Genomic DNA, 22403 nt, shown 5'->3' with positions numbered 1-22403 from the left:
CGGTGTGCCGCCTCATCGGGCCACCGCCTCGTAGACGAAGTCGAGCAGCGCCTCGTCGCCGTCCCGCCGCCCGTACCCGGCCGCGGCGGCGCCCATCGCGGCGAGCCGGTGCGGGTCGCGGATCAGCGGGATCACCGTGCGCTCCAGCCAGTCCGGGGTCAGCTCGGCGTCGTCGACGAGCAGCCCGCCGCCGGCCTCCACCACGGGCAGCGCGTTGCGCTTCTGCTCCTGGTTGCTGTGCGGGTAGGGCACGTAGATCGCGGGCAGGCCGATCGCGGCCACCTCGGCGCAGGTCATCGCCCCACCCCGGCCCAGCATCAGGTCGGCCGCCGCGTAGCCGAGCTCCATCTCGGACAGGTACGGCAGGGTCACGTACGGCACCGGCAGGTCGGTGGGGATCGGCACCGGCTCGTTGCGGGCGCCCATCACGTGCAGCACCTGCACCCCGTGCCGAGCCAGTTCCTTGGCCGCGCCGGCGACCGCGAGGTTGATCGACCGGGCGCCCTGCGAGCCGCCGGCCACGAAGAGCACCGGCAGGTCGGGGCGGAGCCCGAAGTGCGCCCGGGCGGCGTTGCGCAGCGCGGCCCGGTCCAGCCCGGCGATGCGCTGGCGCAGCGGCACGCCGACCACCCGGGCGTCGCGCAGCGACTCGGCCTGCGCGGGCTGGTGCGGGAAGCCGACCGCCACGTGCTTGGTGAACTTCATGCCGAGCCGGTTGGCCACGCCCGGCGGGACGTTCACCTCGTGGATCACGATCGGCAGCTCCCGACGCCAGGCGGCCAGGTAGGCCGGCACCGAGACGTACCCCCCGAAGCCCACCACCACGTCGGCGCGCACCTCGTCGATCACCTTGCCCGCGGCGCGGGCCGCGGTCCACATCCGGCCCGGCGTCTTCACCAGGTTCATGTTGACCGACCGGGGCAGCTGGTAGGCGGGAATCTGGCGCAGGTCGTAGCCCTGCGGCGGAATCAGCTCGTTCTCCAGGCCCTTGGGTGTGCCGAGACAGGTGATCCGGACGCCGGGGTCGTGTCGGCGCAGGCAGTCGGCGAAGGCGAGCAGCGGGTAGATGTGCCCCCCGGTGCCACCTCCCGCGAGCACCACCGAACGCAGCGGACCCATCACCGTCTCCTCTCGTCCGCCGACCTGCCGCGGGTCCGGGTGGTCCGGACGCCGCCGCGCGGTGCGGCCTGGTCGTCCTGCCGCCGCTCCCGCGCCCGGGGCACGGACCCTCGGGCGGCCGGCGGGGCCGCCGGCCGGCGGCGCCGCGCGGGAAGCGGTGGCAACGGGGCCCACACTAGTCGGACCCATCGGGCCGGCGGACGGGCATGCAGTGCTCTGGCGGCGTCGGGTTCCGCCCGGGCGAAGGAGGCCAGCATGCCGACCGCGGCGAGCGTGACGACCAGGGCGCTGCCGCCGTCGGAGATGAACGGCAGCGGCAGGCCGGTGATCGGCAGCAGCCCGACCACGCCGCCCACGTTGATCACCGCTTGGCTCACCAGCCAGGTGGTCACCGCGGTCGCGGCGAGCCGCCGGAACGGGTCGTCCACCCGGCGGGCGATGCGCAGCCCGGTGTACGCCAGCACGGCGAACAGGGTGAGCACCACCGCGCAGCCGACCACGCCGAGCTCCTCGGCGATGATCGCGAAGACGAAGTCGTTGTGCGCCTCCGGCAGCCAGTTCCACTTCAGGCTGCTCTTGCCGAGCCCGACGCCGAACCAGCCGCCGTGCTCGATGGCCAGCCGCCCCTGGAAGATCTGGTAGCAGCCCTCCAGCTTGCAGTCCTCGGGAGCGGGCGGGTTGAAGAAGGACATCAGCCGGGCGAACCGGTAGTTCTCCTCGCCCCGCTCGCCGGAGCCGGCGCCGAGCGAGGCCACCGCGATCAGCAGGCCGACGCCGATCAGGCCGAACACCGACAGCGCGCCGAACACCCGCAGCCGGACCCCGGCCGCCCAGAGCAGGCCGATCACCAGCGCCAGCAGGCAGAGCATGGTGCCCAGGTCGTTGTAGCCGACCAGCACGAAGAGCAGCCCGACCACCGGGAAGAGCGGGGTGGCCAGCTCGCGCCACCAGCCCAGCGCGGCGCCCTTGCGGGCGATCACGTGCGCGCCCCACAGCACCAGGGCGAACTTGGCCAGCTCCGAGGGCTGCACCTGGATGCCGCCGATGAACAGCCAGAGCAGCCGGGCCTCGATCGGGCCGATCCGGGCGGAATCCTGGCCGGTCAGCCGGGCGTAGGCGAGCAGCAGGTTGAGCACCAGCAGCAGTCCGACGGCGGTGAAGAGCAGCGGTCGGCCCAGCGACCGGTAGGTGGTCGCCGGCAGCCGTTGGCAGGCCCAGAACGCGCCGATGCCGATCACCGCGAAGATCGCCTGCTTGGTGAGCGAGGCGGAGGCGTTGCCGTTCTCGGCGTAGTCCTTGACGCTGGTGGCCGAGAAGACCATCGTCAGGCCGATCAGCAGCAGCAGGCCGGCGCTGGAGAGCAGCAGGTAGTAGGAGGCCAGCGGGCGGTCCAGCAGGCCACGCAGCGCGGCCAGCCCGCCCGCGGCGTCCAGGCCACGCAGCGCGGCCAGCCCGCCCGCGGCGTCCAGGCCGCGCAGCGCCGCCGCGCCGCCCGGCTCGTCCGGCCCGCGGGTCGTCCCGGCCGCCTCGGCGGTACGCGTCCCGCCCGCCGCCGCGCGTGCCCTGGTCCCGGTCGTGCCCTCGGTTTCTCGCGCCTCCCCCACCCCGACATCATCGCGGGTTCCGGGGGCCGCCACCGGCGCAACCGCCCGGTCGGCGTGTCGGCGCCCCCTCCCCTCGCCGATCTTGCACTTCCTGCCCGGGCGAAGGCCGCAGAACGGGGCATTCCACGGGCCGAAAGTGCAAGATCGGCGGGAGGGGGTCGTCAGGTGACGGCGGCGAGGAACTCGCTGTAGAAGAGGCCGAGCGCGATGGCCACGCCGATCCCGGCGATGATCCAGAACCGCACCACGATGTTGACCTCGCTCCAGCCGGCGAGCTCGAAGTGGTGCTGCAACGGCGACATCCGGAACACCCGCTTGCCGGTGGTCCGGAACGAGATGATCTGGATGACCACCGACATCGTGATGATGACGAAGAGACCGCCGATGATCGGCAGCAGCAGGATCGTCCGGGTGGACATCGCCATGCCGGCGATCAACCCGCCGAGCCCCAGCGCGCCGGTGTCCCCCATGAAGATCCGCGCCGGCGAGGTGTTCCACCACAGGAAGCCCACACAGGCCCCGGCGGCGGCGCCGGCGATCAGCGCGATCTCCAGCGGGTCGCGGACGGTGTAGCAGTAGTCCTGGGTGTAGTTCGGGTCGGCGCACCAGTGCCGGTACTGCCAGAACGCGATCAGCGCGTACGCGGCGAGGACCATCACCGAGGCGCCGGTGGCCAGGCCGTCGAGGCCGTCGGTGAGGTTCACCCCGTTGGTCGCGGCCATCACCACGAAGATGAAGATGATCACCGCGCCGACCTTGCTGACGTCCAGCGCCGGGATGTCCCGGATGAAGCTCAGCGTGGTACTGCCGACGGTCTCGGTGTTGGTCACCGCGCCGGAGGCGTCGGTCATGGTGCTCGGGAAGTAGAGCGCCACCACCCCGAAGACCGCGCCGACCAGGATCTGGCCGAGCAGCTTGCCGCGCTTGTTCAACCCGCCGCTGTGCCGCTTGCGCACCTTCAGGAAGTCGTCGATGAAACCGACCGCCCCGGAGAAGACCATCAGCCCCAGCAGCACCAGCGCGGTGATGGTCGGCTCGACCTGGGCGATCTGCTGGTCCGGCAGGGTGGTCAGGGCGAGGTGCCCGGCGACGTACGCGATGACCGTGGCCAGGATGAAGACCACGCCGCCCATCGTCGGCGTGCCCTTCTTGCCCTGGTGCATGGCCGGGCCCTCGGCCCGGATCGGCTGGCCGGCCTTGAGCCGGGTGAACACCTTGATCGCGATCGGGGTGCAGAAGAGCGAGATGAGGAAGGCGACCCCGACGGCGACGATCACCGCCCTCATGCGGTGCCATCCTCGGTCGCGACTGCGGGGCTCGCAAGCTCACTCCTCGCGCTCCCAGGGCTCTCCCCGGTCGCGTCGCCCGCCTCCGCGCGCAGCGCGTCGGCCACCTCCCAGGTGCGGTACCGGGAGCCCTTCACCAGGACGACGTCGCCCGGCCGTAGCTCGCCCCGCAGCACCTCGACGGCCGCCGCCTGATCGGTGAGCAGCACCGACTCTCCTCCCCAGTCACTTACCGATGTCGCGCCCTCGTGGATCGGCGCGGCCGGCTCACCCACCACGAGCAACCGGTCCACGCCCAGCTCGGCCGCGAGCCGGCCCACCTCGGCGTGCCCGTCGTGCTCGAACGGGCCCAGCTCGGCCATGTAGCCGAGCACCGCGAGGGTACGCCGGTCCCGTCCGATGCCGGCCAGCGCACGCAGCGCGACGGCCATCGAGGCGGGGTTGGCGTTGTACGAGTCGTCGATCACGGTCACCCCGTCGGGACGCTCGAAGACGTCCATCCGGCGGGTGGAGACCATCCCCAGCTCACCCAGCGCGATGGCCAGCTCGGTCAGCGGCATGCCCAGCTCGCGGGCCACCGCCGCGGCGGCGAGGGTGTTCGAGACCTGGTGCCGCCCGGTCAGCCCGAGCCGCACCGGGGCGTCCCCCTCCGGGGTCACCAGGGTGTACGCCGGCCGACCGCGCTCGTCCACCGTGACGTCGACGGCCCGGACGTCCGCGTGCGCCGCCTCGCCGTACCGGACCACCCGGGCGACGGTACGCGTCGCCATCGCGTCCACCAACGGGTCGTCGGCGTTGAGCACCGCCAGCCCGTCCGCCGGCAGCGCCTCGACCAGTTCCCCCTTGGCCAGCGCGATGGTCTCCCGGGAGCCGAACTCGCCGATGTGCGCCACACCGACGTTGAGCACCACGGAGATCCGCGGCGGCACCACGTCGCAGAGGTAGCGCACGTGCCCCACCCCGCGGGCGCCCTTCTCCATCACCAGGTAGCGGGTGTCCGGCCCGGCCTGCAACGCCGTGTACGGGTGCCCCAGCTCGTTGTTGAACGAGCCGGGCGGCGCGACCGTCGGGCCGAGCCGCGCGGCGAGCTGCGCGATCAGGTCCTTGGTGGTGGTCTTGCCGGACGAGCCGGTCAGGCCGACCACGGTGAGGCCGGGCAGCCGGTCCACCACCGCGCGGGCCAGCCGGCCCATCGCGGTGAGCGCGTCGCCGACCAGGACCATCGGCACGCCCGGCACCTCCCGGGTGCCGAGCACCGCCACCGCGCCGGCCTCGACCGCCGCCGCGGCGTAGTCGTGCCCGTCCACCTTCTCGCCGGGGAAGGCGACGAAGAGCGCACCGGCGGACACCTTGCGCGAGTCGAACTCGACCGGCCCGGTGACCCGTGCGTCCGGGTCGGCGGCCACCAGCCGCCCGTCGACCGCCGAGGCGACCTCGGCCAGGCTGAGCGGGATCACCGGTGACCCGCCAGGTCGCCGAACCGGGCGCGCAGCGCGTCGGCCAGCTCGGTGCGGTCGTCGAACGGGAGCACCTCGCCGCCGACCTCCTGCCCGCGTTCGTGGCCCTTGCCGAGCAGCGCGACCACGTCGCCCGGCTCGGCCAGCGCGACCGCCGCGTCGATCGCCGCCCGGCGGTCGCCGACCTCCTCGATCCGGGCCGCCGTGCCGGCCCCCCGGGCGCCGGCGAGCACCTCGGCGCGGATCGCCGCCGGGTCCTCGGTGCGCGGGTTGTCGTCGGTCACCAGCACCACGTCGGCTCCCTCCGCCGCGGCGGCGCCCATCACCGGGCGCTTGCCCCGGTCCCGGTCACCGCCGGCACCGATCACGCAGATCAGCCGGCCCGCGCTGAGCTCCCGCAGGGCGGCCAGCGCGGCCACGATCGCGTCCGCCTTGTGCGCGTAGTCGACCACCCCGCGCACCGGGCCGTCGGCCACCAGTTCCAGCCGGCCGGGGACCCCGCCGCAGGCGGCCACCCCGGTGGCCGCGGTGGTCGGGTCCACCCCGGCGCCGACCAGCATGGCGATGGCCAGCAGGGCGTTGGCGACGTTGTGTCGCCCCGGCAGCGCCACGCCGGTGGGCAGCGCCAGGCCGTCCGGGCCGTGCGCGGTGAAGTGCTGCGCGTACCCCTCGCCGCCGATGCCGTCGGCCCACCAGGTCGCGGCGGTGTCGCCGGCCGCCGAGTAGCTCACCGTGGCCGGCTTGAACAGCGGCCGCAGCGCCGGGTCGTCGTGGTTGAGCACCTCCACCGCGCACCGGCCGTCGAAGAGCTGCGCCTTGGCCGCGAAGTAGTCCGCCGAGTCGGCGTGGAAGTCCAGGTGGTCGGAGCCGAAGTTGGTGTAGCCGCCGACGGTGAACCGGACCCCGCCGACCCGGCCCATGGCCAGCGCGTGGCTGGACACCTCCATCACCACCGCGGTGACCCCGCGCTCGCGGGCGGCGGCCAGCATGGCGTGCAGGTCGGTGGCCTCCGGCGTGGTGCGCACGCTGTCGATCCGCAGGTCGCCGAGGCGGGTCTCCACGGTGCCGATCAGGCCGGTGGTGTGGCCGGCGGCGCGCAGCCCGGACTCGACCAGGTAGGCGGTGGAGGTCTTGCCGGCGGTCCCGGTCACCCCGATCACGGTCAGCGCCTCGGTCGGGTCGCCGTAGACGGCGGAGGCCAGGGCGCCGAGCACGGCCCGCGGGTCGGGCACCACCAGCGCCGGCAGGCCGGCCTCGGCCGCCGCGGCCGCGCCCGCCGGGTCGGTCAGCACGGCCACCGCGCCGGCCGCCGCCGCGCCGGCGGTGAACTCGGCGCCATGCCGGCGGGCGCCGGGCAGCGCCGCGTACAGGTCGCCGGGGCGGACCTCCTGGCTGGCGTGCGTGATGCCGGTCACCACCGGGTCGGCAGCGTCGGCCGGAGGCTCCACGGCCAGCAGGGCGGCGAGATCGCCGAGCCGGGTGCCGATCACGGTACGGGGGCGAGGATTGCCGGGCACGGCGTCAGACCCTACCCGGTCGTCCGGTTCCGGCCGCACAGCCGCCCCGGTGGTTCGTCCGCACTCACCGATGATGTCCCGCCATGCCTGGTCAGCGGGGATAGACCACGAACTTCGGGGCCTTGCCCGCGGCGGACGGCGGCACTCGGTAGTGGTGCAGGGTGAACTGCATCATCTCGCGGAACGCCGGGGCGGCGATGTCCCCGCCCCCGCCCGACGGGGTGTGCGCGAAGACCGCGATCACGTACCGGGGCTGCTCGGCCGGGGCCATCCCGATGAACGAGGCCACCTCGCCGGGCTGCTTCTTGCCGTCGACCAGCCGCCAGCCGGTGCCGGTCTTGCCGGCGACCCGGTAACCGGGGATCGCCGCCGCCGTGCCGGTGGCCCCGTCGACGGTGGTCACCGCCTCCAGGATGGTGCGCAGCGCGGCCGCGTTCTCCGGGCTGAGCACCGACCGGGTGACCGGCGCCTTGGCCGGCGTGCGCTTGCCGTCCGGCCCGATCACCTCTTTGATCAGGTGCGGCTGGACGTAGGTGCCGTTGTTGGCGATCGTCGCGTACGCGGCGGCCATCTGCAGCGGCGTGGCGTCCACGCTGTGCCCGATCGGCACCGACCCGTACGACGATCCGCTCCACTCGTCGGCGGGCAGCAGCCGGCCGCTGGCCTCGCCGGGCATGCCCACCCCGGTGGCCTGGCCGAGCCCGAACCGGCGCTGGTAGTCGATCAGCCGGTCCCGGCCGAGCTTGTCGGCGATCTCGATGGTGCCGACGTTCGACGAGTACGCCATCATCCCGGGCAGACTCATCCGCCGCCCGTTGGCCGGGTGGGTGTCGGAGAACCAGGTGTCGCCCATCTTGATGCTGTTCGCGATCGGCAGCGTGGTGTCCGGGGTGATCACCCCCTCCTGCAACGCCGCGCCGAAGGTGATCGCCTTGTGCACCGAGCCCGGGTCCACCACGAAGCTGGTGGCCGCGTCCTCCCGGTCGGCCGGGTCGCTCGGCAGGGGCTTCGCGGCGTTGTAGGTCGGGTGGCTGGCCTGGGCCAGCACCTCCCCGGTGGCCACCTCGATCACCACCGCGGCGCCGGTGCTGCCCTTGCTCTGCGCCATCGCCTCGCTGAGGATCCGCTGCACCTTGAACTGCAAGTCCCGGTCGACGGTGAGCCGGAGCGAACTGCCCGGCTTGGGCGGGGTGGTGCGGCTGTAGCCGCCGGGGATCGGGGCGGCCAGGTCACCCAGGCCGACCTCGTAGACCCGCTTGCCGTCCTCGCCGTGCAGCAGGTCGTCGTAGCGGGCCTCCAGCCCCTCCAGCCCGTTCATGTCCTGGCTGGTGAACCCGATCAGGTTGGCGGCCAGGTCGCCGCCGGGCACCTCGCGCCGCTCATCGCGGTGGGTGTTGATGCCGGGCAGCTTGAGCTCCATGATCTGCCGGGCCTTCTCGATCTCCACCCCGCGGGCCAGGTACTCGAACTGCGACCAGACCCCGTCCGGGCGCTTGCGCGGGGCCATCCGCCCGGCCAGCTCGGAGGCGGGGATGCCGAGCAGCGGCGAGAGCGCCTTCGCGGTGGCCTGCGGGTCCTTGACCTGGGTCGGGTCGGCGTAGACGTACCGGGCCTCGACGCTGTGCGCCAGTTCGGCGCCGTCCCGGTCATAGATCGCGCCGCGCGGCGCGGGCAGGGTGACCGTCCGGGTCCGGTCGGCGACGCCGCCGCCCGCGTACGCCGGGGTCTCCACCGCCTGGAGGTAGACCAGCCGGATACCGATGGTGGCGAAGAGCGCCAGGGTCAGCACGGTGCCCAGCCGCAGCCGGCGGCCCGGGTCGGCCAGCTTCGGCGGGCGGCGCGGCTTGCGGGCCGGCCGCCGGGCGGCCGACCGGTCCGGCCGGCGCGGGGTGCGCGGCGGGGTGCGCCGGCGGGGCGGCGCCGGCGGCTCGTCGTCCCTGGGCGCCCGCGGGGCGCGCGGCGTGACGGTGCGGACGACCCCCGACCGGCCGCCGGCCGCGTCCCGCCGGCCGGCCCGGGTGGCCCCGGTCCGGCCGCCGTCGAGCACCTGGAGAGCGGGCCGGAACGGGTCGCCGGAGCGGGTGCTGCGCGGGGTGCGCCGCTGCTCCGGCCGGCCGGCCCGCTCCTCGCGGTCGGCCCGGGCCGCGCCTTCCCGGATGGTGCGCCCCCGGGGGGTGTACGCCCGGGCGTCGGAGATGCCGCCGACGCCGGGCTCGGCCGTGCGGTCGGTGCCCCGGCCACCGCTGCCACGCGACGAGCCGCGCCGGGAGCCCGTGGCGTCCCGGCGCGGTTCGTCCGATCTCGGGGGCACCGTCCTAGCCCCCCGAGCCCTGCTGGCTGGTGATCGACGGCTCGCCGTCGGCCGGCTGCGGCACGCCGATCAGCTGGCCGTCCGGCAGCCGGATGTACGCCGGCTCGCCCGCCTCGACCAGGCCGAGCCCCTTGGCCGCGGCCTCCAGGTTGCCCGGCGCCTCCGCGTCGGCGATCTGCTTCTTCAGCTGCTGCTGCTCCAGGTCGAGCTGAGCCTGCTGCTGCTGCAGCCGCTCCAGCCGGAAGGCGTTCTCGTTGATCTTCGTGTTGACCAGCAGGATGCCGAGCACCCCGCCGACCACCAGCACCACGATCAGCGCCGCGAACGGCGCCCGCGGCACCCGCACCGGCGGCGGCGGTGCCACCCGCAGCCGCGGCGGCCGGGCCGCCGTGGCGGTGGCCCGCTCCGCCGGCCGGAGCGCGGCGCTGCCCTGGGTCGGGAACTCGCGCGCCCCCCGGGCGCGAGTCTCCCCCAGCCGGCTCACCCGCTCCGTACCCGGAGCGCCGGTGCCGACGCGCGTGGCCCGCTCCGCCGCGGTCCGGCCCCCCGACCGCGGTGCGCGCTGCCCGCCGCCGGTCACGTCCCGGCGGTCGCGCTTGTCTATGCTCATGTCCCTCCCCCTCTACGTCCGTCCCTGTCCCGTCCCCCGGGGTCCACCACGGTTCCCGCGGTCGACCCCGTTCCCGGTTGGTGCATCGCCTTGACGCGGCGGCGGGACCGTTCGCGGTCGGTCCGCCCCTGCTGCTCGGCGTTCGGGTCGATTCGCTCCGCGGCCCGCAACCGCACCGAAGCGGCGCGCGGGTTCGCGGCGACCTCCACCTCCCCCGGCAGTTCGGCGCCCCGGCTGAGCAGCCGGAACGTCGGACCGGACCCGGGGAGTTCGACCGGGAGGTCGATCGGGCCCTTGCTGCGCACCCGCTCGGCGAGCGCCGCCTTGGTGAGCCGGTCCTCCAGCGAGTGGTAGGACAGGACCACCATGCGGCCGCCCACGTTGAGCCGGTCGAGCGCGGCCGGCAGCGCCGTCTCCAGCGCCGCCAGTTCCCTGTTTACCTCGATCCTTAAAGCCTGAAACGTTCTCTTTGCCGGGTGTCCCCCGGTTCGTCGGGCTGGTGCCGGAATGGACTCTCTGACCAGCTCGGCCAGCCGGGCCGACGAGGTGATCGGAGCCCGCTCCCGCTCGCGGAGGATCGCCGAGGCGATCCGGCCGGCGAACTTCTCCTCGCCGTAGACCCGCAGCACCCGGGCCAGGTCCGGGTGGGAGTAGGTGTTGACCACCTCCTCGGCGGTCACCCCCCGGGTCTGGTCCATCCGCATGTCCAGCGGCGCGTCCTGCGCGTACGCGAACCCGCGGTCGGGCGCGTCGAGCTGCAACGACGAGACGCCCAGATCGAACAGGATCCCGTCGATGCCCGGGTAGCCCAGCCGGTCGAGCACCTCGGGCAGCTCGTCGTAGACGGCATGCTCCAGGTGGACCCGGTCGGCGAAGCGGGCCAGCCGGACGCGCGCGTGGGCGAGCGCCTCGGTGTCCCGGTCCAGGCCGATCAGCACCGTCTCCGGATGCGCCTGCAGCACCGCCTCGGCGTGGCCGGCCAGACCCAGCGTCGCGTCGACGTGGACCGTCCGGCCGCCCCGGCCCAGCGCGGGGGCGAGCAACTCGAGACACCGCTCGAGCAGCACCGGCACGTGCGTGCCGCGTAGCTCCCCCATGTCGACCCCCACTGGTTCGTTGCCGGTTCTTCCGTCCGCGTCCTGTCGTCGGACGACGCCGTGCCGTCGTACCGCCAGATCCCCATCCGCTCCCGCCCGCCGGAGGCCGCGGCCCTCCCACTGGATCGTGCGCCTGGCACCGGGGAAGGGGTGCCAGGAACTCGAAAGCGGCTGGAGATCTCGCAGTACGTCGGGCGCCGTCACGCCCTACAGTCCGCCGGGCAGCACCCCCTCCTCGATGTCGGCGAAGTCGTCTTCGCTCTCGGCGAGGTAGCTCTCCCAGGCGGCCTTGTCCCAGATCTCCACCCGGCTGCTCGCGCCGATCACCACCAGGTCCCGGTCGAGCGCGGCGTAGTCCCGCAGGTGGGCCGGGATGGTCACCCGGCCCTGCTTGTCGGGCACCTCGTCGTGGGCGCTGGCGAAGAAGACCCGGCTGTAGGCCCGGGCCGCCTTGCTGGTCATCGGCTGCGCGCGCAACTGCTCCGCGATCCGCTGGAACTCGGGCATCGGGAAGACGTAGAGGCAGCGCTCCTGCCCTTTGGTGATCACGACACCCCCCGCCAGCTCGTCCCGGAACTTCGCCGGAAGGATCAACCGGCCTTTGTCGTCCAGGCGTGGGGTGTGGGTGCCGAGGAACATCGGCCCAACCCCCTCGCCCTTGAGCGGCGTTCGCGGCGCCGCTGACCCCCCGGGCCGGTGGGCCCTCCCGGCCTCACCATTGGGCCCCACTCTACTCCACTTCCCTCCACCTGCAACCAGAAACGCCCGCGTGGCGCGCCCGTCCTGCGGGCAAAACCGCACGTCAGAAGGGGTGGAGCGGAGTGGAGGGGGAAAGGGGCCCACCGGCCGCGTCCGCTTTCCGACATAGATCGACTCCATCCGGCTGAGCGCGATCCGTCCCACCCGCCGGGCCACCCCGGCCGAACGGTTCGCCCTCGGCGGCGATCTGGCGGGGGCGTCGGTCCGGTAACCTCGCTCGGGTGACGGACGCGAAGATGCCCCTGCGGGCGAAGGTGGCCAGCTCCGTGTCCCGGACGGCCGCGGCGCTGTCGCGGGCCGCGGGCCGGGGCGACGGCTCGGTGATCGGTGGCTGGATCGGCCTGAAGATCGACCCCGACCTGCTCGCGCACCTCTCGGCCGGGCGCGCCATCGCGCTCATCTCCGGCACCAACGGCAAGACCACCACCACCCGGCTCGCCGCCGCGGCGGTCGGCGTGCTGGGCCGGGTCGCCACCAACTCCTTCGGCGCCAACATGCCCACCGGGCACACCTCCGCGCTGGCCAAGGCCGGCAGCACCCCGTACGCGGTGCTGGAGGTGGACGAGCACTACCTCGCGCAGGTGCTGGAGGCCACCGAGCCGCACGTGGTGGCGCTGCTGAACCTCTCCCGCGACCAGCTCGACCGGGCCAAGGAGGTCGCCATGATGGCGCAGCTCTGGCGGGCCGCCCTGGTCAAGCACCCCGACGTGCGGGTGGTCGCCAACGCCGACGACCCGATGGTGGTGTGGGCCGCGTCCCCGCCGCCCAACCACGACCACCGGATCAAGCCGCCGCACGTCACCTGGTTCAGCGCCGGGCAACGGTGGCACGACGACTCCTGGGTCTGCCCCGAGTGCGGCTCGACCATCCAGCGCTCCGGCGAGCAGTGGTGGTGCAGCGGCTGCCCGCTGCGCCGGCCGGAACCGCAGTGGACGGTCGAGGACGACGGCGTGGTCGACCCGACCGGCGCCTGGCACAAGGTCAAGCTCCAGCTGCCCGGCAAGGTCAACATCGGCAACGCGGCCACCGCGCTGGCCGTCGCCGCCGAGTTCGGCGTCCGCCCGGTCGACGCGGTGCTGCAGCTGGGCACGGTCGCCTCGGTCGCCGGCCGCTACGCGCAGGTGGAGCGGGACGGGCGCAACATCCGGCTGCTGCTGGCCAAGAACCCGGCCAGCTGGCTGGAGGCGTTCGACATGGCCGACGAGGCGCCGACGCTGCTGTCGATCAACGCTCGCGACCCCGACGGGCTGGACACCTCATGGCTGTTCGACGTCGACTTCTCCCCGCTGCGCGGCCGGCAGGTGCTGATCACCGGCGACCGGGCGTACGACCTGGCCGTGCGGCTGGACGTCAACCAGGTGCCCTTCCAGCACGTGCGGACGTTCGACGAGGCCGTCCGGACGGCGCCGCCGGGGCGGCTGGAGGTCATCGCGAACTACACCGCGTTCCAGGACATCCGAGCGGAGTTGGACCGTGTCAACTGAGAGCCTGCGCATCGTCTGGGTCTACCCCGACCTGCTCTCCACCTACGGCGACCGGGGCAACGCGCTGATCCTTGCCCACCGCGCCCGCCAGCGCCGGATGCCGGTGGAGGTGCTGGAGGTCCGCTCCGACGAGCGGCTGCCCGCCACCGCCGACATCTACCTCATCGGCGGCGGCGAGGACGGTCCGCAGGCGCTCGGCGCGCAGCGGCTGATCGCCGACGGCGGCCTGCACCGGGCGGTCGCCCAGGGGGCGGTGGTGTTCGGCGTCTGCGCCGGCTACCAGCTGCTCGGCACCTCCTTCTTCGCCAAGGGCACCCAGTACCGCGGTCTGGAGCTGCTCGACCTCTCCTCCGACCGGGGTCCGACCCGGGCCGTCGGCGAGTTGGCCGGCGACATCGACCCCCGGCTCGGCCTGCCCCCGCTGAGCGGGTTCGAGAACCACGGTGGCCGTACCCACCTCGGCCCGGAGGTCGCCCCGCTGGCCCGGGTGACCGCCGGCATCGGCAACGACGGCGCCACCGAGGGCGCCTGGCGGGGCAAGCTGCTCGGCACCTATTCGCACGGGCCGGCACTGGCCCGCAACCCCGCCCTGGCCGACCTGCTGCTGCGCTGGGCCGCCGGCGTGCACCAGCTGCCGCCGCTGGACGACACCTGGTCCGACCGGCTCCGCTCCGAGCGCCGCGCCGCGGTGGCCGCCGCCCGGGCATGATCCGCGCCGTCCGGCGGCTGCGGGGGCAGCCGTCGGCCGTCCGGTTTCTCCTGCTGCTGCTCCTGCTCGCCGGGTTCGGGGTGCTGCTGCTGGTGGCGCCCCGCCCCGACGTCGCCGAGCTGCCGCGGCTGGCCGACCGGCTCGGCACGGCGGCCCCGGTCGCGGCGATCCTCGGCGGGGCGCTGCTGCTGGTGGCGCTGGTGCCGCGCACCTTCATCACGCTCGCCGCCGGGGCGATCTTCGGCCCCCTCGAGGGCGCCGGGTACGCCCTCTGCGCCGCGCTGCTGGCCGCGGCGCTCGGCTTCGCGGTCGGCCGGCTGCTCGGCCGGGAGTTCGTCGCCGAGCGGGTCCGCGGCCGGCTGGCCCGGCTGGACCACTGGTTCGCCCGGCAGAGCGTGCTCGGGGTGGTCACCGTCCGGCTGCTGCCGATCGCCGGCTTCGGGCTGGTCAGCTACGGCTACGGCACCACCGGCGCCCGGGTGCTGCCGTTCCTCGCCGGCAGCGTGCTCGCCTCCACCCCGACCGCCTTCGGCTACGCCGCCGTGGGCGCGGCGGTCGCCTCCCCCGGCGACGTCAACTGGTTCGCCGCCACCCCCGCCGCGCTCGGCCTGGTCGCCAGCGTGGTGCTGATCCGCGGCTGGTGGCGCGCCGAGCGGCACCGCCGCCCGGGCCTGAGCTGACGCCGTGCCACCAGCTCACGGCGACGGCCCGGACCCGGCCGGCGAGGAACGCCTGCCGGGCGGCTTCATCGCCGAGGTGGTCCGGGCCGGCGACACCATCCGGCGTACGCCCCCGACGAACGCCGACTTCGTCGCGGCGCTGCTGCGCCACCTGGAGCGGGCCGGCGCCGACCTCGCCCCCCGCCACCTCGGCACCGACGAGCACGGCCGGCAGGTGCTCAGCTACCTCGACGGCCAGGTGCCCTGGCGGGACCGGGAGGACCCGGGATACTTCGCCGACCCGGCGCTGGTCCGGCTGGCCGTCCTGATCCGGCGGCTGCACGACGCGTGCGCCGGCAGCCCGCTGGCCGGCGGGGCCGAGACGGTCTGCCACGGCGACCTGTCCCCGAAGAACACCGTCTACCGGCGCACGCCGCAGGGGTTGCTGCCGGTCGCCTTCCTCGACTGGGACCGGGCCGGGCCGGGCCGCCGGATCGAGGACGTGGCCTTCGCCGCCTGGCACTGGGCCGGACTCGGCGACGGTGCCGATCCGGCCGAGCTGGGCCGCCGGGCGCGCGTGCTCCGCGTCGCCTACACCGGGGCGGACGGCCCGCCGCTGCCCGGGGCCGAGCTGGTCGAGGTGATGCTCGACCAGGTCGAGGGCACCTGGCGGGGCATCGACGCGGGCGCCGACCGGAACGAGCCCGGGATGGCCCGGCTGCGGGCCGCCGGAATTGTTCGGCTGGTCCACGGCTGGCACGACTGGCTGCTCCGGCACCGCCGACAGGTGCTGGCCGCGCTCGGCGACGACTGACCGTCGGGCGCACGGTCAGCCGGCGGGGGTGACCAGGCCGGCTTCGTAGGCGGCGATGACCAGGTGCACCCGGTCGCGGGCGCCGAGCTTGGCGAAGAGCCGGGCCACGTGCGCCTTGGCGGTGGCCACGCTGATCACCAGCTCGGCGGCGATCTCCGCGTTGGACAGCCCCCGGCCGACCAGGGTGAGCACCTCCCGCTCCCGCTCGGTGACGCCGTCCAGGCTCCGCCGGGGGGTGAGCCGTTCCGGCCGGCGGGCGAACTCGGCGATCAGCCGGCGGGTGACGGCCGGCGCGATCAGCGCGTCGCCGGCGGCCACCACCCGGATCGCGGCCAGGATGTCGTCCACCGCCATGTCCTTGACCAGGAACCCGCTCGCGCCGGCGCGCAGCGCGGCGTGCACGTGCTCGTCGTCGTCGAAGGTGGTGAGCACCAGCACCCGGGTCGGGCCGCCGTGCGCGCTGATCGTGCGGGTGGCCTGGATGCCGTCCGTGCCGGGCATCCGCAGGTCCATCAGGACCACGTCGGGTGCCAGGTCGCGGGCCAGCCGGACCGCCTCCGCGCCGGTGCCGGCCTCGCCGACCACGGCCAGGTCCGCCGCCTCGGCGATGAGCACCCGCAGGCCGGCGCGGACCAGCGGCTGGTCGTCGACGAGCAGCACCCGGACGGTCACCGGCCCACCTCCGTGGCCGCCGCCGGCTGGACGGCGGCGGGCGGCGGGACCGGCAGCCGGGCCTCGACCCGGAAGCCACCCTCGGGGCGCGGGCCGGCGTGGAACCGGCCGTCCAGCAGCGCGACCCGCTCCCGCATGCCGACGATGCCGTGTCCCTCGCCGCCGACCGGCCCGCCCCGGCCGTCGTCGACCACCGCCACGGTCAGCTCGTCCGGGCCGTGCGTCACGGTGACCCGGCACTCGGCGGTGCCGGCGTGCCGGACCACGTTGGTGAGCGCCTCCTGCACGATCCGGTACGCGGCCAGGTCGAGGTCGGCGGGGAGCGGGCCGGACTCGCCCCGCCGGTGCAGCCGTACCCGGACCCCGGCGTCCGCCGCCGCGGCGACCAGCCGGTCCAGGTCGGCCAGCCCGGGCGTCGGGTCCAGTGCCGCCGGCTCCCCGTGTGGGCGGCGCAGCGCGCCGAGCGTACGGCGCAGGCCGGCCAGGGTCTCCCGGCTGGTGGCCTCGATGGTGGCGAGCGCCGCCCGGGCCTGCGCCGGCTGGCTGTCGATCACCCGCGCGCCCATGCCGGCCTGGATGGCGATCACCCCGATGCTGTGCGCCACCATGTCGTGCAGTTCCCGGGCGATGCGCAGCCGTTCGGCGGTGAGCGCCTCGGCGGCGGCGTGGTCCCGCAGCGCCTCGGCGTGCCGGCGGCGCGCGGCCACCGAGTCGCCGACCGTCCACGCGGTGACCACCGCCAGCACGGAGAGGGTGGCCCGGCTCAGCGGGTCCTCGGCCGGGTTCACGAAGCTGGCCGCGACCTGCACCAGCAGCACGACCACCGCGGCCGGCACCGAGACCCGCCGGGGCCGGCGCGCCGCGACCAGCCCGACCACCAGGTCGATGCCGAGGAACTGGGCGTACCAGATGTCGCGCAGGTAGCCGTTCTCCGGGACGTGGACGGTCACGGTGACCAGGCACGCCGCGACCAGCATCAGCCCCAGGGCGAGCAGCGGTCGGCGGCCCAGCAGGCCGGCGGGCAGGCCGAGCGCCAGCAGCGGCACCAGGTAGCGCTCGGCAAGCCACCAGTCGCCGAACCCGATCCCCATCGGGCTGGACGCCAGGAGCGGGGCGAGGAGCAGGGCGACGGGCAGCAGCGCGACGCCGACCCAGGGCAGCACCACGCGTGCCAGCCACCGGGCGTCGCGCGGCGGCGGCAGGGTGACGTGCATGCGGACACGGTAGCCACCGGGCCGGGGCCCGGCATCGGCCCACGGGCGTACGCCCCGGGGCGGGTGCGGGGCCGCCGGATGTGGCCGCCGGCGCGACGCCGGCGCGGCACCGGCCCGGCAGCGTGGGTGAGGTGATCGAACTCCACGCTCTGACCAAGAGGTACGGCCCGACCACGGCCGTCGACGACCTGACCCTCACCGTCCGACCCGGCCACGTCACCGGGTTCCTCGGCCCGAACGGGGCCGGCAAGTCCACCACTCTGCGGATGATCCTCGGTCTCACCCGGCCGACCGGCGGCACCGTCACCGTGGCCGGCGTCCGGTTCGTCGACCGGCCGCGCGGGCTGCGGCACGCCGGCGCGCTGCTGGACGCGGGCGACGTGCACGGCGGCCGGTCGGCGGCCGCCCACCTGACCGCGCTGGCCCGCGGCAACGGCATCGGCCGGGCCCGGGTCGACGAGGTGCTGCGGGAGGTGGGGCTGGCCGGGGTGGCCCGGCGCCGGATCGGCGGGTTCTCCCTGGGCATGCGGCAGCGGCTCGGCATCGCCGCGGCGCTGCTCGGCGACCCGCCGGTGCTGCTCTTCGACGAGCCGTTCAACGGGCTCGACCCGGAGGGGGTCCGCTGGGTGCGCGACCTGTTCCGGCGGCTGGCCGGCGAGGGGCGGACGGTGTTCGTCTCCAGCCACCTGATGAGCGAGATGGAGAACTGCGCCGACCGGCTCGTGGTGATCGGCCGGGGCCGGTTGATCGCCGAGCAGAGCCTCGCCGAGTTCGCCGGCACCCGGACCAGCGTCGCCGTCCGTACGCCCGAGGCGGCGGCGCTGACCGCGGTGCTGGCGGCCGAGGGCGGCAGCGCGCACCCGGACGACGCCGGCGGGCTCGTGGTGACCGGCCTGACCGCCGAGCGGATCGGCGACCTGGCGCTCGCCCACCGGATCGCGCTGCACGAGCTGACCACCCGGACGGCCTCCCTGGAGGAGGCGTTCATGGAACTCACCGCCGCCAGCGTCGAGTACCCCGGAGGGAAGACCCGATGACCACCGTGACGCCCCTGCCCACCCGCACGCCGGTGACCGACGCGCCGGCCCGGTTCCGCGACCTGCTCGCCGCCGAGTGGATCAAGCTGTGGTCGCTCCGCTCGACCCGGTGGACGCTGCCGCTGGTGTTCCTCTTCGTGGTCGGGGTGAGCGTGCACGCCAGCCTCGCCGACTACCGGAACTGGCCGCGGTACCCGGCCGGGACGCGGGAGCTGTTCCACCTGTACGGGCCGGCGCGGGACGCCTTCCCCGAGGCCGGTTACCTGCTGCTGATGCTCGCCGCCGCCAGCGTCGGGGCACTGACCCTCGTCGGCGAGTACCAGAGCGGGCTGATCCGGGCCACGTTCGCCGCCGTTCCCGCCCGCCGCTCGGTGGTGGCCGCGAAGGCGGCCGTGCTGACCGCCGTGATGCTAGTGCTGGGCCTGGTCACCGCGGCGACCGCGTTCTGGGTGTCCCAGGCGATCCTGTCCGGGCGGGACGCCGGCTGGTCGATCGGCGACCCCGGGGTGGCCCGGGCGGTCCTGGGCAGTGCCCTGTTGGTACCGGTCTGCGCGCTGATCGGGATGGGGCTCGGTGCGGTGATCCGGCACGCCGCCGGGGCCGTCGTGGCGGCCACCGCGGTGCTCGTGCTGCTGCCGCTGATGGTGGACAGCGACAAGCACCGGTGGATCGCCGAACTCCGGCACGCGCTGCCCGTACCGGCCTGGCAACGGCTGATCGAGGTGCACCCGGACGTGCTGAACCCGGACCCGTTCCCGGCCACCGTCACCGGCGCCTGGCTGGGGTTCGCCGGGTGGTCCCTGGCCGCGACGCTGGTCGCCGTGGCCGTCGTCCACCGCCGGGACCCGTAGCCGCCACCGGCGGGGCCGTCGCCGGCCGGGCAGGCCATGCCCGGCCGCGCCGGCGCCGGGCGGGGACGCTCGCGTGCGGAAGACGCGGCGGCCCCGCCCGGCGGCGGGTCAGGCGACGACGGAGACCATCCGGCCGGAGACCACGATGACCTTGCGGGGCTCCTTGCCGGCCAGCGACGACGCGACCGCCTCCAGGGCCGCCGCGCGGACGGTCTCCTCCGGCGCGTCGGCGGGCACCTCGACGCGACCGCGGACCTTGCCGTTGACCTGCACCGGGTAGGTCACCGTCTCGGCCACCAGCAGCGCCGGGTCGGCCACCGGGAAGTCCACGTAGGTCAGCGAGGTGTCGTGCCCCAGCCGCCGCCACAGCTCCTCGGCGATGTGCGGGGCGAACGGCGCCAGCATCAGCACCAGCGGCTCGGCCACCTCGCGCGGGGTCGCCGGCAGCCGGGTCAGCCCGTTGGTCAGCTCGATCAGCTTGGCGATCGCGGTGTTGAACCGGATCGCCTCCATGTCGCCGCGGACCCCGTCGATCACCTTGTGCAGCAGCCGCCGGGTCGCCTCGTCGGCCGGATCGTCGGTGACCCGCACCGCACCGGTCTGCTCGTCGACGATCGCCCGCCAGACCCGCTGCAGGAACCGGTACGAGCCGACCACCGCGCGGGTCTCCCACGGCCGGGACACCTCCAGCGGGCCCATCGACATCTCGTAGACCCGGAAGGTGTCCGCGCCGTACGCCGCGCACATCTCGTCCGGCGTGACGACGTTCTTCAGCGACTTGCCCATCTTGCCGTACTCGCGGTTGACCTGGGTGTCGCCCAGGTAGAAGCCGCCGTCACGCTCGACGACCTCCTCCGCCGGCACGTACGCGCCGCGCGCGTCGGTGTACGCGTACGCCTGGATGTAGCCCTGGTTGAACAGCTTGCGGAACGGCTCGAACGACGTGACGTGCCCCAGGTCGAACAGCACCTTGTGCCAGAACCGGGCGTACAGCAGGTGCAGCACGGCGTGCTCGGCGCCGCCCACGTACAGGTCGGTGCCGCCGCAGTCGCCGGCGGAGCGCGGGCCCATCCAGTACCGCTCGTTCTCCGCGTCGACGAACCGGTCGGCGTTGGTCGGGTCCAGGTAGCGCAGCTCGTACCAGCACGAGCCGGCCCACTGCGGCATCACGTTGGTCTCCCGGGTGTACCGCTTCGGGCCGTCACCCAGGTCCAGCTCCACCTCGACCCAGTCGCGGCGGCGCGACAGCGGCGTCTCCGGGTTCGAGTCGGCGTCCTCCGGGTCGAACGTCTTCGGCGAGAAGTCGTCCACCTCGGGCAGCTCGACCGGCAGCATCTCCTCGGGCAGCGCGATCGCCGCGCCGGTGGAGTCGTACACGATCGGGAACGGCTCGCCCCAGTACCGCTGCCGGCTGAACAGCCAGTCGCGCAGCCGGTAGGTGACCGCGCCCTGGCCGTGCCCGGCGGCCTCCAGCCACTCGATGATCCGCGCCTTGGCGTCGGCCACCCCCAGGCCGTTCAGGTCCAGGCCGCGGTCCGGCGCAGCGCTGTTGATCGCCGGCCCGTCCCCGGTGTACGCCTTGCCGGTGAAGCCCTCCGCGGGCTGCACGGTACGCACGATCGGCAGCTCGAAGACCTCGGCGAACTCCCAGTCCCGCTCGTCCTGGGCGGGCACCGCCATGATCGCGCCGGTGCCGTAGCCGGCCAGCACGTAGTCGGCGATGAAGATCGGGATCTGCGCGTCGGTGACCGGGTTGGTGGCGTACGCCCCGACGAAGACGCCGGTCTTCTCCTTGGTCTCGGCCTGCCGCTCGACGTCGGTCTTGGCCGCCGCCGCCTTCCGGTACGCCTCGACGGCCGCCCGCGGGTTGGCGTGCCCGCCGGTCCAGACGTCCTTCGTCCCCTCCGGCCAGGCCGCCGGCACCAGCGCGTCGACCAGCTCGTGCTCCGGCGCCAGCACCATGTAGGTGGCGCCGAAGACGGTGTCCGGCCGGGTCGTGAACACCCGGATCGGCTCGACCGGGGTCGGGAAGTCGATGTGCGCGCCCTGGGAACGGCCGATCCAGTTGCGCTGCATCAGCTTGATCGCCTCGGGCCAGTCCAGCGTGTCCAGGTCGTCCAGCAGCCGGTCCCCGTACGCGGTGATCCGCATCATCCACTGCTTCAGGCTCCGCTTGAAGACCGGGAAGTTGCCCCGCTCCGAGCGGCCGTCCGCGGTGACCTCCTCGTTGGCCAGCACGGTGCCCAGCCCCGGGCACCAGTTCACCGGGGCCTCCGAGACGTACGCCAGCCGGTGGTCGTCGACGATCCGCCGGCGCTCGGCCACGGTCAGCTCGGCCCACGGCCGGCCGTCCGGGGTGGGCCGGGTGCCCCCCTCGAACTCACTGATCAGCTCGGCGATCGGCCGGGCCCTGCGGGCCTGCGGGTCGTACCAGGAGTTGAAGATCTGCAGGAAGATCCACTGGGTCCAGCGGTAGAAGTCGGTGTCGATGGTGGCCACCGAGCGGCGCTCGTCGTGCGCCAGACCCAGCCGGCGCAGCTGGGACTTGTACCGCTGGATGTTCGCCTCGGTGGTGGTCCGGGGGTGGGTGCCGGTCTGCACCGCGTACTGCTCGGCGGGCAGGCCGAAGGCGTCAAAGCCCATCGCGTGCAGCACGTTGCGCCCGGCCATCCGCTGGTAGCGCGCGAAGCAGTCGGTGCCGATGTAGCCCAGCGGGTGCCCGACGTGCAGCCCGGCACCGGACGGATACGGGAACATGTCCAGCACGTACAGCTTCTCGGCGCCCGACCGGGGGTGGTCGGGGTCGGCCAGCGGGCCGGTCGGGTTCGGGGCGTGGAAGGTGCCCTCCCGTTCCCAGAAGTCCTGCCAGCGGTTCTCGATCTCGTCGGCCAGGGCCGCTGTGTACCGGAACGGGGGGATGTCGCTGGCCGGTGCGGCTGCCTCACTCATGGCGTCTCCTCGCGTCGCTCGGCGCGGTGGTCTCGTGCTGTCTGGTGGGTGCGGCGGCCCGGAACGCCGGGCCGGCCGGCGACGGGCACAAAAAAGCCCCTCACGCATGAGGGGCCGCCGTGCTGTCGCGCGTTCAGCGCATCAGCACGGCTCGGTAAGAAGCAGGAAGACTCCGGCCATGACGGCAGTGTACCCCCAGCCCGGAGGCGGGCGACGCCCGCCACCACGGGTCGGGACGGCGGTGCGCGGTCGCG

17 protein-coding genes and 1 pseudogene are annotated in these 22403 nt (G+C 74.5%); 6 read left to right on the top strand and 12 right to left on the bottom strand.

The genetic code is table 11. The annotated features are described in order from the left end of the window. Positions 1 to 12: 12 nt before the first annotated feature. The 9 genes and pseudogenes from murG to mraZ form a co-directional block, all read right to left on the bottom strand. Positions 13 to 1119 carry an undecaprenyldiphospho-muramoylpentapeptide beta-N-acetylglucosaminyltransferase gene (gene murG, locus GA0070609_RS05370; RefSeq protein WP_088992764.1) on the bottom strand — a complete coding sequence of 369 codons (1107 nt, stop codon included), beginning with the start codon at positions 1117 to 1119 and terminating at the stop codon, positions 13 to 15. After that, the gene (locus GA0070609_RS05365; RefSeq protein ID WP_088997515.1) at positions 1119 to 2534 is read right to left on the bottom strand and encodes an FtsW/RodA/SpoVE family cell cycle protein; all 1416 of its coding nucleotides are present in this window, start codon (positions 2532 to 2534) and stop codon (positions 1119 to 1121) included. The genes murG and GA0070609_RS05365 overlap by 1 nt, the downstream gene beginning before the upstream one ends. Positions 2535 to 2884: 350 nt before the next feature. Beyond that, positions 2885 to 4009, bottom strand: coding sequence for a phospho-N-acetylmuramoyl-pentapeptide-transferase (gene mraY, locus GA0070609_RS05360; protein WP_088992763.1), 1125 nt, complete (start codon positions 4007 to 4009; stop codon positions 2885 to 2887). Further along, complete coding sequence (locus GA0070609_RS05355; protein ID WP_088992762.1) at positions 4006 to 5466, bottom strand: UDP-N-acetylmuramoyl-tripeptide--D-alanyl-D-alanine ligase; 1461 nt, start codon at positions 5464 to 5466, stop codon at positions 4006 to 4008. The genes mraY and GA0070609_RS05355 overlap by 4 nt, the downstream gene beginning before the upstream one ends. Next, positions 5463 to 7022: a UDP-N-acetylmuramoyl-L-alanyl-D-glutamate--2,6-diaminopimelate ligase gene (locus tag GA0070609_RS05350; protein ID WP_088992761.1), complete on the bottom strand. Its 1560-nt coding sequence runs from the start codon at positions 7020 to 7022 to the stop codon at positions 5463 to 5465. The genes GA0070609_RS05355 and GA0070609_RS05350 overlap by 4 nt, the downstream gene beginning before the upstream one ends. A gap of 52 nt (positions 7023 to 7074) precedes the next feature. Then, positions 7075 to 9294 carry a peptidoglycan D,D-transpeptidase FtsI family protein gene (locus GA0070609_RS05345; protein ID WP_088992760.1) on the bottom strand — a complete coding sequence of 740 codons (2220 nt, stop codon included), beginning with the start codon at positions 9292 to 9294 and terminating at the stop codon, positions 7075 to 7077. A 4-nt stretch (positions 9295 to 9298) separates the two neighbouring features. Beyond that, a complete protein-coding gene (locus tag GA0070609_RS05340) occupies positions 9299 to 9904 on the bottom strand; it encodes a hypothetical protein (protein ID WP_088992759.1) in 606 nt (201 codons plus the stop codon). Beyond that, positions 9900 to 11001: pseudogene (gene rsmH, locus GA0070609_RS05335) on the bottom strand (16S rRNA (cytosine(1402)-N(4))-methyltransferase RsmH); the annotation flags it as partial. The gene GA0070609_RS05340 and the pseudogene rsmH, both read right to left, overlap by 5 nt. A 207-nt stretch (positions 11002 to 11208) precedes the next feature. Beyond that, on the bottom strand, positions 11209 to 11640 hold the full coding sequence (mraZ, locus tag GA0070609_RS05330) for a division/cell wall cluster transcriptional repressor MraZ (RefSeq protein ID WP_088992758.1): 432 nt from the start codon (positions 11638 to 11640) through the stop codon (positions 11209 to 11211). Between the two features lie 356 nt (positions 11641 to 11996). Here mraZ and GA0070609_RS05325 point away from each other — a divergent pair, with 356 nt between their 5' ends. Genes GA0070609_RS05325 through GA0070609_RS05310 form a run of 4 tightly spaced genes read left to right on the top strand, consistent with a single transcriptional unit; the run spans position 11997 to position 15426 of the window. Beyond that, positions 11997 to 13244: a MurT ligase domain-containing protein gene (locus GA0070609_RS05325; RefSeq protein WP_088992757.1), complete on the top strand. Its 1248-nt coding sequence runs from the start codon at positions 11997 to 11999 to the stop codon at positions 13242 to 13244. Then, positions 13234 to 13953, top strand: a complete 720-nt coding sequence (locus GA0070609_RS05320; protein WP_088992756.1) for a type 1 glutamine amidotransferase — start codon at positions 13234 to 13236, stop codon at positions 13951 to 13953. Before GA0070609_RS05325 ends, GA0070609_RS05320 begins: the two co-directional genes overlap by 11 nt. Further along, a complete protein-coding gene (locus GA0070609_RS05315; protein WP_088992755.1) occupies positions 13950 to 14633 on the top strand; it encodes a TVP38/TMEM64 family protein in 684 nt (227 codons plus the stop codon). The genes GA0070609_RS05320 and GA0070609_RS05315 overlap by 4 nt, the downstream gene beginning before the upstream one ends. A 4-nt stretch (positions 14634 to 14637) precedes the next feature. After that, positions 14638 to 15426: a phosphotransferase gene (locus GA0070609_RS05310; protein ID WP_088992754.1), complete on the top strand. Its 789-nt coding sequence runs from the start codon at positions 14638 to 14640 to the stop codon at positions 15424 to 15426. A 15-nt stretch (positions 15427 to 15441) separates the two neighbouring features. On the opposite strand, the gene GA0070609_RS05305 is transcribed toward GA0070609_RS05310, so the two are convergent. Both GA0070609_RS05305 and GA0070609_RS33785 read right to left on the bottom strand, forming a co-directional pair. Beyond that, positions 15442 to 16098 (bottom strand): response regulator, encoded by a 657-nt coding sequence (locus GA0070609_RS05305; RefSeq protein ID WP_088992753.1) that lies wholly within the window; start codon positions 16096 to 16098, stop codon positions 15442 to 15444. Further along, positions 16095 to 17312, bottom strand: coding sequence for a sensor histidine kinase (locus GA0070609_RS33785; RefSeq protein WP_197700217.1), 1218 nt, complete (start codon positions 17310 to 17312; stop codon positions 16095 to 16097). The genes GA0070609_RS05305 and GA0070609_RS33785 overlap by 4 nt, the downstream gene beginning before the upstream one ends. A gap of 131 nt (positions 17313 to 17443) precedes the next feature. Between GA0070609_RS33785 and GA0070609_RS05295 the strand changes: the two genes are divergently transcribed. Then, on the top strand, positions 17444 to 18349 hold the full coding sequence (locus GA0070609_RS05295) for an ABC transporter ATP-binding protein (RefSeq protein WP_172899293.1): 906 nt from the start codon (positions 17444 to 17446) through the stop codon (positions 18347 to 18349). Then, a complete protein-coding gene (locus GA0070609_RS05290; RefSeq protein WP_088992752.1) occupies positions 18346 to 19200 on the top strand; it encodes an ABC transporter permease subunit in 855 nt (284 codons plus the stop codon). Before GA0070609_RS05295 ends, GA0070609_RS05290 begins: the two co-directional genes overlap by 4 nt. Before the next feature lie 108 nt (positions 19201 to 19308). Here GA0070609_RS05290 and leuS read toward each other — a convergent pair whose 3' ends face one another. Continuing rightward, positions 19309 to 22149: a leucine--tRNA ligase gene (gene leuS, locus GA0070609_RS05285; RefSeq protein WP_088992751.1), complete on the bottom strand. Its 2841-nt coding sequence runs from the start codon at positions 22147 to 22149 to the stop codon at positions 19309 to 19311. Between the last annotated feature and the right edge of the window lie 254 nt (positions 22150 to 22403).

The organism is Micromonospora echinaurantiaca (genome assembly GCF_900090235.1).
In the GTDB taxonomy this organism is placed as follows: domain Bacteria; phylum Actinomycetota; class Actinomycetes; order Mycobacteriales; family Micromonosporaceae; genus Micromonospora; species Micromonospora echinaurantiaca.
Note: the sequence above shows the minus strand (reverse complement) of the source record. Positions and strands in the feature narration are given on the sequence as shown.